Here is a 12,453-nt window from a genome sequence, read left to right as displayed (position 1 = left end):
ATGGCGATGGCTGACCCGAAGAACGACAAACCCACCCGAGGGACCGCGCGCGAGCGCCAGGGCTGGCTTGCCCGCATCGCGCCCGGCGTCCGCGGCGCGTTCGTCAAGCGCGAGACGCCCGAGAACCTGTGGGTCAAATGCCCCGACACCGGGGAAATGATCTACCGCCCCGACCTTGAGGCCGCCTGGTGGGTCACGCCCGCCGGCCGTCACATGCGCATCGGGCCCGAGCTGCGCTTCAAATACACCTTCGACGACGGCGTCCACGAAACCTTCGACACGCCGAAGGTGCCGGAAGATCCGCTGCACTTCACCGACGGCCGTCCCTACAAGGATCGCCTGGCCGCCGCCCGCAAGGCGACCGGCGAGCCGGACGCCATGGCCCTCGCCGCCGGCCTGGTCGGCGGGACCGACACCGTGGTGCTGGTGCAGGACTTCGCCTTCATGGGCGGCTCGCTCGGCATGGCCGCCGGCGAGGCCTTCATCGCCGCCGCCCGACTGGCGATCAGCCGCGAGGCCCCGCTGGTGGTCTACACCGCCGCCGGCGGCGCGCGGATGCAGGAAGGGACCCTGTCCCTGATGCAGATGGCCCGCTCGACCCTGGCGATCCAGGAACTGAAGCGCGCGCGGCTGCCCTACATCGTCGTGCTGACCGATCCGACCACCGGCGGCGTCACCGCCAGCTACGCCATGCTGGGCGACATCCAGATCGCCGAACCGGGCGCCCTGATCGGTTTCGCCGGCCAGCGCGTGATCGAGCAGACCATCCGCGAGACCCTGCCGCCCGGCTTCCAGCGCGCCGAGTACCTGGTGGAAAAGGGCATGGTCGACCGCGTCGTGGCCCGCCACGAACTGCCGGCCATGCTCGGCTCCATCCTCAAGACCCTGATGATGGGCCGCAACGGCTCGAAGGCGGCGTAATTTATTCCCCGCTCATCCCGGCCCCCGGGTCGCGCGGAGCGCGCGCCCGAGGGTAAACTCCAACCGGGACCCAGGCTTTTTTTGAAGCCCTGGTGCGAGCAGAACTGAACACAAACAAACCTGGGTCCCGGCCTTCGCCGGGATGAGCGGATTTAGTGTCAGACCACCTTCGCCAACATGACGCCGCGCTTGAGCGGCTGCGCCTGCTGCATCCGAAGCTCATCGACCTGTCGCTGGGCCGCATGCACCGGCTGTGCGCGGCGCTGGGCGATCCGCAGCGCAGGCTGCCGCCCGTCGTCCATGTGGCCGGGACCAACGGCAAGGGCTCGACCGTCGCCTTCCTGCGCGCCATCGCCGAGGCCGCCGGCCTGCGCGTGCATGTGTTCACCTCGCCCCACCTGGTGCGCTTCGCCGAGCGCGTCCGGCTGGCCGGGACGCTGATCACCGAGGACCACCTGGCCGACGTGCTGGAGCGGGTGGAACGGGCCAACGCCGGCGAGGCGATCACCTTCTTCGAGATCACCGCCGCCGCGGCCTTCCAGGCCTTCTCCGAGGTGGAGGCCGACCTGTGCCTGCTGGAGGTGGGCCTCGGCGGATCGCTGGACGCCACCAATGTCATCGACCCGCCGGCGATCAGCGTCATCGCGCCGGTCGACCATGACCATCACGAGTTCCTCGGCGACTCCATCGCGGGCATCGCCGGGGAGAAGGCCGGGATCATCAAGCGCGGCTCGCCGGTCGTCGTCGGACGTCAGTCGGAGGAAGCCTTCGCGGTCATCGAGGGCCGGGCCCGGGCGCTCGGCGCGCCGCTGACCGCGCTGGGCGTCGACTTCGATGCGTGGGCCGAGCGCGGCCGGCTGGTGGTGCAGCTGGAGGACCGGCTGCTCGACCTGCCCCTGCCCGCCCTGCCCGGACCGCATCAGATCGACAACGCCGCCCTCGCCGCCGTCGCCGCGCTGCAGCTGCGCGAGGCGCGCATCGATGAGACGGCGATCGGCAGGGGCCTGGCCTCGGCCGTCTGGCCGGCGCGTTTCCAGCGGTTGACGAAGGGGCCCTTCGGCGAGCGGGCGAAGGCGGCCGGCGCGGACCTGTGGCTGGACGGCGGGCACAATCCGCACGCGGCCCTGGCCCTGGCCCGCACGGTCGGCGACATGGCGGCGCGCGATGGCCGGCCGGTGGCGATCATCTGCGGCCTGCTGGCCAACAAGGACGCCGACGGCTTCTTCGCCGCCTTCACCGGTCTGAAGCCGCGCATCGTCTGCGTGCCGTTCGAGGCCGACGCGGCGAGCCCGCCGGACCGGCTGGTCGCGGCGGCGGCCCGGGCCGGGCTTGACGCGGAAATCGGAAACAACGCGCTCGGAGCGCTGGAGACCGTGCTGGCGGGGGGCGGACCCCCGCCGCACATCGTCATCTGCGGATCGCTCTACCTGGCCGGCGAGGTGCTCGCCGCGTCGGAAGAGACCTGGCCGGTCTAGGCGCAAAAGCCGCTCATCCCGGCATTCGCCGGGGTGAGCGGATCAAATGTTCACGCCGGCTGTTGCACGCCGGCTTCGAGCAGCCATTCGAGGATCTTCTGCTTGGGCATGGCGCCGACCTTCATCGAGGCCATCTGGCCGCCGCGGAACAGCATCATGGTCGGGATGCCGCGCACGCCGTAGCGCGAGGGCGTGGTCGGGCTTTCCTCGATGTTGACCTTGGCGATCACCACGTGGTCGGCCAGCTCCTCGGAAATCTGGTCGAGGGCGGGGGCGATCTGCTTGCAGGGGCCGCACCACTCCGCCCAGAAGTCCACCAGGACCGGCTTGTCGGACTGGAGCACATCGCGCTCGAAGGATTCGTCGGTCACCTTGACGGTGCTCATCGGGTCTTCTCCTGTTCGCGGCGCTTCGAAGCGCGCGTTATTCAGCCAACGATGTAGGCCCGGGGCCGTTCCCTATCAATGACCGGCGACGAGCTGGCCCAGGGTTCGGGCGATCATGTTTTCTGGAACCGGCATCAGCCGGGGTCCATCGGTCCAGACCAGCGCGGCCTCGATCTTCCGGCCGGGGAAGATCTCCGCCAGCACGGCGGCGTAGAGGGCCATCTGCACGCGATAGGAAAAATCCGCGTCCTCGATGCGGGCCGGCGCGGGCCGGTTGGTCTTGTAGTCGACCACCAGCACGCGGTCCGGCAGCACCAGCAGGCGGTCGACGCGACCGGACACGCCCAGCCCGGCGGGCAGGCGCGGCGAGGTCCCGGCGATGGCCGCCTCGGCCCGGCTGCCCGGTCCGAACACATCGGCGAACACCGGGTCCTCCAGCACCCCGAAGGCGGCGGTGGTCATCTCGGCGCGCTGGCCCGGCGTCAGGTCCGGCTCGCGGTCGAGCAACCGCGCGGCGGCGGCCCGGCGGTCGGCCTCGGCGACATCGGGCAGGAGCTGCAGCAGCCGGTGGATCAGGTCGCCGCGGCGGAACCGGCCGAGGCCCTGCAGATTGTCCAGCGGCGAGGGCGCGGGACCCCGCTCCCGCTCGGCCACCTGCGAGGGTGAGGCGTAGCGCATCACGGCCGACTCGGCCGGCGCGGGCCGCCGGACCCACCCGGGCAGGGCGGCCGGCGGGACAACCACGGGCGCGGCCCCCGCGACCGGGACCGGATCGGGACCCAGTCGCAGAATGTCCATCTCGCCGCTGCGCACCTGACGGACCTCGCCGGCGATGGCCGCCTGGGCGAAGGCGTTGCGCATGGCGCCGTACCAGCCGGTGACCTTCTCGTCCTTCGTCCGGGCGTCGATCCGGCCGCACAGCACCAGCCGGTCGCGGGCGCGGGTCAGGGCGACATAGAGCAGCCGCCAGGCCTCGTCCTCGTCGCGGTCCTTGCGCAGCTGGCGGGCGGCGGCGCTGGCCGGGCAATCGTCGGCGGTGCGCGCGCACCACAGGAAGCCCTCGCCGGCCGTGGCCATCAGCGGCGAGCCGTGACCGCCCGACTTCACCGTGGTCTCGGGCAGGAAGACGATCGGCGCCTCCAGCCCCTTGGAGCCGTGGGCGGTCATCACCCGGACTTCGTCGGCCCCGCTCTCGAGCTCGCGCTTCACGCTGACGTCGAGGTCGGCGAAGGCCGCCACGAGCCGCTCCAGGTCGAACAGGCCGCGCCCTTCCGCCGCCAGGGTGCGGGCGAGGAACTCGTCCAGCACATCGCCCGCTTCGGAGCCCAGCCGGGTGGTGATGCGCGCCCGCATCGACATCCCCTGACCGTCGGTCAGTCCCAGCACCCGGCGATAGAAGTCGAACGGCCTGTGCACGCGGGCAAGATCGCGGAAGGTCTCAAGCCGCGCGAGCACCGTGGCCCACGCCGGCCGCTCGGCGGCCCGCTCACCCAGCACCGACCACAGGGTCGCCCGGCCCCGGCCGTAGGCCAGGGCGAAAATGTCGTCGTCGTCCAGGCCGCAGAACGGACTTTTCAGCAGGCCGGCCAGCGTCAGGTCGTCCTGCGGGAACAGGGTGAACCGCGCCAGCGCGATCAGGTCGTCGAAGGCGATGTGGGCCGACAGCGACAGCCGGTCGGCGCCGGCCACCGGCACGCCGCGCTGCTTCAGCTCGCGCAGGATCTCCTCGAACAGCACCTTGCGCCGGCGCACCAGGATCAGCACGTCGCCGAACCGCGCCGGCCGCCAGGCTTTGAGGTCGCGGTCGAACACCCGCTCGCCGCGGGCGACGAGGCCCTCGATCTCCGAGGCGATCTTCTGCGCCAGCCGCTTGTTGGCGCTGGTCGCCGAGGCCGCGTCGAGCGGATCGGTCCAGGCCTCGCGCTCCTCGCGGCCCTCGTCGCGCTCCAGCGGCCAGAGGTCGACGCAGCCTTCGTGGTCGCGGAACGGCTCGTGGACGATGACGTCCTGGTTCTGCGGCGCGGGCACGCCCCGCCGCGTCTCCGGATCGGTGAACACCGCGTCGACGTAGGCCAGCACCTGTTTCGTCGAGCGGAACGACAGGGTCAGGGGCACCACGCGCGAGTCGAGACCGGCCGCGCGGATCAGGCTGTCGTAGCGCCGCGTCTCGCTGATCAGCCGATCAGGGTCGGCGCCCTGGAAGCTGTAGATCGACTGCTTCTCGTCGCCGACGACGAACAGGCTGCGGGCCAGCACCTGGGTGCTCGGCAGGCCGTCGCCGGCGAAGAACTCGGCGGTCAGGCGGTTGAGGATGTCCCACTGCTCGGGGGCCGTGTCCTGGGCCTCGTCGACGAGGATGTGGTCGATGCCGCCGTCCAGCTTGTAGAGCACCCAGGCCGCGTCGGGCCGCTGGGCCACCAGATCGCGCGTCCGCTCGACCAGGTCGGCGAAGTCCAGCGCCCGCCGCGCCGCCTTGGCCGCCTCGTACTCGCGGGCGTAGACGGCCGCCAGGGCCAGCACCATGACCGTGTCCTGGGCGACGCGGGCGGATTTGGCGCGGGTCAGGGCGGCGTGCACGCGGGCCTGCTCGGCGATCAGCCAGTCGGCGACATACGGATCGATGGACTTGGTCGACAGCGATTTGCGCGGCTCGCCCTTGTCGGTGAAGCACAGCTTGCGCACGGCGTCGGGCAGGCTGAGGCCCAGCGCCGCCGCTTCCGCGATCGCCGCGCAGAGGTCGCCGTTGGCCAGATCGGTCTTCATCTTGCTGGCCAGCAGAGTCGTCGCCGCACGCTTCCAGCCGGCCACGTCGATGGCCGGCGGCGAGAGCGCCTCGCGCTCGATGATCTCGGGGTCCTCCAGCCCGTCCAGACCACAGACCGCCGCGATCGCCGCCGGAAGCCCTCCGAGGCCGCCGCAGCGGGAGACATAGTCGGCCAGCGCCGCGCGCTTCTCCTCGAAGGCCCGGAACATGGCCTCGAACCGCTCGATGTCGAGCGCCACCGACAGGCGGGAATAGGCGTCGGCGACGAGCCCCTCCTCGTCGAGCGCGCGATGCGCCAGGTTGGCGCGGGCCTCGCGGGCGATCAGCGCCGCCTCGGCCTCGTCCATGATGGCGAAGCCGGGCGACAGGGCCGCCTCGACCGGAAACCGCCGCAGCAGCTTTTCGCAGAAGGCGTGGATGGTCTGGATCTTCAGGCCGCCCGGCGTTTCCAGCGCCTTGGCGAACAGCTTGCGCGCCTCGGACAGCTGCAGGTCGTCGGCCGGCGCCTCGCCGGCGCCCGCCAGGTCGGTCAGTTCCTTGCGCAGCTGGTCATTGTCCATGACCGACCAGTCGCCGAGCCGGCGGAACAGCCGGTGCTGCATCTCCGCCGCCGCCGCCCGGGTGTAGGTCACGCACAGGATCGCTTCCGGCCGCACCTTGCGCAGCAGCAGCCGCGCCACCCGGTCGATCAGGGTCTTGGTCTTGCCCGTGCCGGCGTTGGCCGTGACGAAGGCGTTGATCGTCGGGTCGGCGGCCAGGGTCTGGTTCAGGAGGCTCATTCGTCGCCGCCTTCGCTGTCACCGCCGGTCGACCATTCGAACACCCGCGCCAGATGATCGTAGTCGCCGGGGTATTCCTTGACCCACTGCGGTGCGACCTTGGACGGATAGCCCCGCTGCGGGTCCTCGTAGAGGGTCAGCAGTTCGACCACCCCGTTCAGCGCCTTGGCCGTGGCCTCCTCGCTGTCGGGACCGGAGGCCTTTCGAACGATGATTTCGCCGGCCGGCTTGCGCCCGGTCACGCGCAGATAGGTCAGGTCGCCCGGCTCGGCCCGGAAGTCGCCGAAGCCGCCGCGCTGCAGGATGGCGGCCGTCAGGGTCAGCTGCGGCGAGAAGCCGGCGTCGATCTGCGCCTTCGACGGCGCGCCGCCGGTCTTGAAGTCGAGCACATGGCCGCGGCCGTCGGCGGTGACCTCGATGCGGTCGGCGCGGGCGGTGATGGTGATCACCCGCTCGCCGATATCGAGCGACATCACACCCTTCTTCTCGACATGGATCGCCCGGCCGTCGGCGCGGCGGTCACGCTCCAGCTGGGTGGCCCAGACGCCGGCTTCCCGCGCCAGCGCCCGTTCGCGGGCCAGCGAGGCGCGCGGCAGGCCCCTCTCGACAAGGGCCGTTTCATAGAGCCGCTGGAACAGGCCGGGCGCATCGTCCGGCTCGCCATGGGTCCAGGCCTCGGCGAAGTCCTCGAACGCCTTGTGGATCGCGCTGCCGCGCGCCTTGACCTCGACCGGCTCGTCGGGTCGCTCGAGCGGATAGAGCTTGAGGATGTCCCGCGCCCAGATGGCGTAGGGGTCGCGGGTCAGGGTCTCGACCCGGGTGACGGCCAGCTCGGCCGGCCGGGCCGCCAGCGGCGGGACCGGGGCGGGCCGGGGCACGGGCGCGTAGTCGCCGGAGGCGTCGAGCGCCCGGGCCCAGTCGAGCACCTCCGGCCGGCCGGGCAGGTCCATGCCGGCGCCGCGCGCCAGGGTCCGCAGACGCCACAGCCAGCGCGATTCCACGGCCGGCGAGCCCTCGCGGCGCAGGCTGTGCACCAGCGCCACGTCCGGGGCGCAGGCGGCCTGGGCGAAGTCGTGCGCCGTCAGGCCCAACCGTCGTTCGGGCGCGGGCACGCCGAGCCGCTCGCGCATCGGCCGCGACAGGAAGGGGTCGACCGGCGCGCCCTGCGGCCAGACGCCGTCCTCAAGCCCGGCCAGCACCAGCCGGTCGGAGCGGATCAGCCGCGCCTCCAGGGCGCCGAGAATGCGGATGCGCGGATGGGTCTCGCCGGCCGCCCGCACGCTGTCCTCGTTCAGCAGGCCGCCGATCAGGTCGGCGAAATCCCGCGGCGTGACCGGCGGCAGGTCCCGGCCGTTGGCGATCAGACCCGACAGCAGCATAGAGGCCGCCTCGCCCGCGCCGCCCGACCAGACGCGGTCGCCGGCCAGGGCCTCAAGGGCCTCGACGAGCGCATGGGCCGCGGCGTCGACCTCGGCCGCGCCGTCAGCGAACGCCGCCGCCAGCAGATCCAGCGCGCCCAGCAGGTCATCGAGCAGCGCCGCGGCCTCCGGCAGGTCGGCGAAACGGGCCCGCAGGATCGTGCGGTCGGCCGCCCGGGCGCCGCGCAGACGGCGGTTCTCGCCGCCCTTCGGCGTCTCCAGCACGGTGACCAGCGGGGCGAGGACCTCGGGCTCCCGCCCGAGCGTCACGAGCGGATGCTTGAGGATCGCGAGCAGCAGCACCGGCGACAGCGGGTCGACCATCCAGTCGGCGATCAGCCGCGCCAGCACCCCGACCGGAAAGCCCGACAGCGGCTCGCCCGCCGAGGAGTCGGCGATGACCCCGAACTGCGCCAGCCGGGCGCTGACCCGGCGGGCCAGGGCGAGGTCGGGCGTCACCAGGGCGGCGGTGCGGCCGGGCGTCTCCAGCGTCTCGCGCAGCAGCAGCGCGCAGACGTCGGCGGCCTCTTCCTCATGGCGCGCCGGGATGACCGACAGACCCTTCAGCCCCTCGGCGAGGGGATCGACCCCGGCCGCCTCACCCTCGCGGCGGAGCGCGGCCAGCACATCGCGCCAGTCGGCGGTGGCTTCGGCCGGGCGCAGCGCCTCGTTGATCAGACGCCGGCGCCAGCGGCCGGCGCTGTCGGCGTCGGGCCGCCAGGGCTGGACGGCGGCGCGGGTCACCCCGGCCCGTTCCAGCAACCGCTTCATCGCGCCCTGCGGATGCTGGTCGTCGACCTTGTCCCACGCATCGTCGGCCAGCCCCTCGTCGAGGCCGGGCAGGATCACGGCCCCCTTCGGGCAGCCGGCGATCACCGTCAGCAGGTCGGCGGTGGCCGGGGCCGTGCCGGTCGAGCCGGCGGCGATCAGCGGATGCTCCGGCGGATGGTTGCGCCACTGGGCGGCCAGCGCCCGCAGCAGCTGCACCCGCCGCCAGGTGACGTCGACGAGGCCCATCTGCTTGAGCCGCGCGGGCCAGGCCTCCAGCGCCACGCCGAGCACCTCGGCCGAGCGCCGCCAGTGCGCCGCCATATCGAAGGACACCAGACTCTCGAGCTTGCCGGCCGCATCCTCGACTTCCTCGATCTGCAGGCTGTCGAGGAACCGGCCGAGCGCGTCGGCCATCTCCAGCGCGCCGGCGGCGTCGAGGTGACGGCCCAGCGCCTTGTGGCCGGCCACCAGACGGGCCAGCTCGAAGCGGCGGCGCAGGGGGTCGATGGCCGGGGGAATGTCGAGCGACAGGTCGCCGGGCTCGAACGGCGGCTCCCCCTCGTCGAGGTCGCCGATGGCGCGGATCTGCGGCAGCAGCACCGCCCGCCCGCCGGCCGCGCCGACGAAGGCCTCGGCCAGCGCCCGCGCGCCGCGCCGGGTCGGGGTGAACACCACCGCCCCGGCCAGGGCTTCCGGCTCCGGCAACGCCGTCAGCAGGCCCGCGGCGAGGTCGTCGAGAAACGGTCGCTGCGCCGGGATCGAGAACCAGCGGGGCGCCGGATGCTCGAACAGGGCGCTCATCCGGCCAGCCGGGCTTCAGCCTGGTCGCGGGCCACGGGGTCGCCGACATGCATCCACAGACCCTTCGGCGCCACGCCGTGGACGCGGCCCGCTTCGGTCAGCCGCTTCCAGATCGGCAGCAGGCCGAACGGGCCGTCCGGGCCGTCGGCGACCACCGAAGGCTTGGCGATGTGGACGCCGACATAGACCAGCGGCGCGGACTCGCCGGCGTCCTTGAAGCGGACTTCGCCGGTCTCCGTCAGGAACAGGTCGCCGGTGGCGTGGAAGCCCATCGACCCGGCCGTCGACGCCGTCAGCAGGCAGACGTCCATACGGTCCGGATCCCAGGCGGCGGCCACCGCCTCGAGGGCCTGGCCGTCGTCGTCGATCCACACCGAGTCGATGTTGGCCACCCAGAACGGCGTGTCGGGGAGCAGGTGCAGGGCGTGCTTGATGCCGCCGCCGGTCTCCAGCGGTTCGGCCCGCTCGTCGGAAATGATCAGGCGCGGCATCACGCCGGTGGCGCTGCGGGCCCTGAGGTGCGCCTCCAGCCGGTCGGCGAAGGCGTGGACATTGACCACCGCCGTCTCGACCCCGACCTGGGCCAGCCGGTCGAGCATGTGGTCGATCAGGGCCCGCCCGCCGACCTCGACCAGCGCCTTGGGCCGGTCGTTGGTCAGAGGGCGCATGCGAGTGCCGAGACCCGCGGCGAGGACCATGGCTGTCTTCGGTCCGCTCATGCGCGCGCCTCCGCCGGGACGTGGGCGTCGAACCAGGCCTTCATCCCGGCCATCGACGGATCGGCCAGACAGCTGTCGAGATAGCGCCAGAGGCGGGGCAGCATGCTCTCGTATTTCGGCTTGCCGTCGCGCACGACGAGGCGGGCGAAGATGCCGATGATGCGGGCGACGTTGAGCGCGCCCAGGGCGTGGTAGTCGGCCAGCAGGGTCTCGCGGTCTAGGCCCGGATGGGCGGCGAAATAGCGTTCCAGCGAGGCGGCCTCGCGCTCGGGCGAGACGTCGCGGCGGGCGTCATGCAGCAGCATCGACAGGTCCCACATGCGGTTGGCCCGCACGGCGTCCTGGAAATCGATCAGCCCGACCCGCGCCGGGCCTTCGCGGTCGCCGAGCCAGATGAGGTTCTCGGCGTGATAGTCGCGGTGACAGAAGACCTCGGCGGTGGCTTCGGCCCGCGCCCGGATCGGCGCCCACAGGGCCTCCCACCCGGCCAGCGCCGCCGCGTCGGGGGCGAAGGCCGGCCGCAGCTTCGGCAGCCAGTCGGTGAACAGGTCGGCGGCGCTGACCAGGGCCAGGTCGTCGTAGCTGAGCAGCGGCCAGGCGACGCCGTCGAAGGCCAGCACCGCCGGCGGGCGGGCCGCATGCAGCACGACCAGGGCGTCGATGGCGGCGTCATAGAGCTCGCCTTCGTCGCCACCGGCGGCGATCCGGGCGGCGTAGAGGTCGTCGCCGAGATCCTCCAGCACGGCCAGACCGGCCGCCGCGTCGAAGGCCTCGACCTCTGGCGCGGAGAGGCCCAGCGACTTCAGATAGCGGGCGCAGGCGACGAAGGCGTCGACCCGGCCGGACGCCAGCCGGTAGGCGGCGTTGAAGCCGAGCGCGATCCGTTCGTCCCGCGTCGCCTCCGGCGGACAGGGGGCGGTCTCCGCCTTCGGCGGCTGGTCCATGAAGATGCGGCTGGTTCCGTCGGCCAGGTGCAGCCGCTCATAGACCCGCGTGGAGGCGTCGCCGCTCAGGGCCTCGCGACGCGCGTCGCCGAAGCCGTGGGCTGTCAGAAAAGCGGCCTTGGCGGCCTCCCGCTCAGAACTCAAGCGTCCGTCCCTTCCATGCGCCGTGGGGGGTCAGCCGCGCCACGCGGCCGTCCGCCCCGTCTCCGAGGCTGATGTCTATATCGAGTCGGTCGGGCGGCAGCCGACCCTCCAGCCGCTGCGGCCACTCGATGAGCGCCGCGCCCTCGTCGAGCGCCTCGTCGAGGCCGATCTCGTACGCCTCGTCCGGGCTGGTCAGCCGGTAGAGGTCGAAGTGGGCCAGCGGGAAGGCCGCCGTCTCGTAGAACTGCACCAGGGTGAAGGTCGGGCTGGGCACGTCCTCGTCGGGCGTGGTCAGGGTCCGCACCAGCGCCCGCACCAGGGTCGACTTGCCCGCGCCCAGCGGGCCCTGCAGGCAGATCGCCTCGCCATCGCGCAGCACGCCGGCCAGGGCCGCGCCCAGACGCGACGTGGCGGCCTCGTCCGGCAGGGCGATCTCGGCGGGAAGGATCATGCGAAGGGGCGATCAGGGTCGAACGGAAGGGTGCGTTCCACATAGGCCTTGATCGCGGCGCTGGCGACGGTCGCGTCGTCATCCAGCGTCTCCGGCGCGATGGGACGACCGATCGTGACGTTGAATCGCCGCCCGGACTTGTTGAGCAGCTCATGGAACAGGGTGATGTCGCGCAGCTCCGGGGAGAACCGGTCGAAGAAATGGAACAGCGTCGCCCAGGGCCCTTCCACATGCACCGGGATGATCGGGGCGTCATACTTCACCGCGACCGAGACGGCCGTGGGCATCCAGACCGGGTCGGTCAGCACGCCGTTGCGGTCGCGCCGGGCCAGCTTTCCGGCCGGAAACACCATCAGCGCCCGCTCGGCCTCCATCACCGCCTTCGTCATGGTCAGCGTCAGGCGCGTGCGGTCGCGGGTGCGCTTGGCCGGCACCCACTCCACCGGGATCAGGGTCTCGTCGAACTTCGCGCAGACCCGGTGGGCGTCGGAATTGGCGTAGAAGATGATGTCCGGCCGCGCGCCCTTGAGCGCGTCATAGACGGCCACGCCGTCGGCGATGCCGGTCGGGTGATTGCCGACGATGATCACCCGCCCCGCGCGCGGCAGGTGATGCAGGCCCGAGACGACGACGTCGATGCCCAGCAGGTCCGAGACGAACTCCAGCGCGGCCCTGCCGTCCATCGGGGCGATGGCGTCGGCCATCCGGCGCGCCCGGTCATAGCCCAGCAGGGCATAGAGCAGCGGCCGCAGCACCGGCCAGGCCGGCGAGCCCGACAGCTTCGGCGCGCGCTCCTCGATCAGCACGTCGACGATGTGCGCCGCGCGGGCGCGGGGCTGCGGTTCGGAGCGGGCGATGGCGGCGGCGTCCATGGGGGGAA

At 72.3% G+C, this 12,453-nt stretch carries 9 protein-coding genes; 2 read left to right on the top strand and 7 right to left on the bottom strand.

Annotated elements, in window-relative coordinates; genetic code table 11:
• Both AC1RN0_RS07755 and AC1RN0_RS07750 read left to right on the top strand, forming a co-directional pair.
• Positions 1-921 carry an acetyl-CoA carboxylase carboxyltransferase subunit beta gene (locus tag AC1RN0_RS07755; protein ID WP_492787010.1) on the top strand — a complete coding sequence of 307 codons (921 nt, stop codon included), beginning with the start codon at positions 1-3 and terminating at the stop codon, positions 919-921.
• Positions 922-1,076: 155 nt separating this feature from the next.
• Entirely contained in the window at positions 1,077-2,396 is a 1,320-nt protein-coding gene (locus AC1RN0_RS07750) for a bifunctional folylpolyglutamate synthase/dihydrofolate synthase (RefSeq protein WP_492786855.1), read from the top strand.
• 50 nt (positions 2,397-2,446) lie between these two features.
• Here the strand turns inward: AC1RN0_RS07750 and trxA are convergent, their stop codons facing one another.
• From trxA to AC1RN0_RS07715, 7 genes are all read right to left on the bottom strand, one after another.
• Positions 2,447-2,782 (bottom strand): thioredoxin, encoded by a 336-nt coding sequence (gene trxA / locus AC1RN0_RS07745; RefSeq protein ID WP_492786854.1) that lies wholly within the window; start codon positions 2,780-2,782, stop codon positions 2,447-2,449.
• Between the two features lie 75 nt (positions 2,783-2,857).
• Entirely contained in the window at positions 2,858-6,325 is a 3,468-nt protein-coding gene (gene addA, locus AC1RN0_RS07740) for a double-strand break repair helicase AddA (RefSeq protein ID WP_492786853.1), read from the bottom strand.
• Positions 6,322-9,315, bottom strand: a complete 2,994-nt coding sequence (gene addB / locus AC1RN0_RS07735; protein ID WP_492786852.1) for a double-strand break repair protein AddB — start codon at positions 9,313-9,315, stop codon at positions 6,322-6,324. The genes addA and addB overlap by 4 nt, the downstream gene beginning before the upstream one ends.
• Positions 9,312-10,034, bottom strand: a complete 723-nt coding sequence (gene murU, locus AC1RN0_RS07730; protein WP_492786851.1) for an N-acetylmuramate alpha-1-phosphate uridylyltransferase MurU — start codon at positions 10,032-10,034, stop codon at positions 9,312-9,314. Before murU ends, addB begins: the two co-directional genes overlap by 4 nt.
• Positions 10,031-11,122, bottom strand: a complete 1,092-nt coding sequence (gene amgK / locus AC1RN0_RS07725; protein WP_492786850.1) for an N-acetylmuramate/N-acetylglucosamine kinase AmgK — start codon at positions 11,120-11,122, stop codon at positions 10,031-10,033. Before amgK ends, murU begins: the two co-directional genes overlap by 4 nt.
• Positions 11,112-11,573: a tRNA (adenosine(37)-N6)-threonylcarbamoyltransferase complex ATPase subunit type 1 TsaE gene (gene tsaE, locus AC1RN0_RS07720; protein WP_492786849.1), complete on the bottom strand. Its 462-nt coding sequence runs from the start codon at positions 11,571-11,573 to the stop codon at positions 11,112-11,114. The genes amgK and tsaE overlap by 11 nt, the downstream gene beginning before the upstream one ends.
• Positions 11,570-12,445, bottom strand: coding sequence for a GNAT family N-acetyltransferase (locus AC1RN0_RS07715; RefSeq protein WP_492786848.1), 876 nt, complete (start codon positions 12,443-12,445; stop codon positions 11,570-11,572). Before AC1RN0_RS07715 ends, tsaE begins: the two co-directional genes overlap by 4 nt.
• Positions 12,446-12,453: the final 8 nt, after the last annotated feature.

It is taken from the genome of Caulobacter sp. GW821-FHT12F03 (assembly GCF_058806855.1).
The sequence above is the reverse complement of the archived record's forward strand: the minus strand, read 5'-3'. Positions and strand labels throughout refer to the sequence as shown.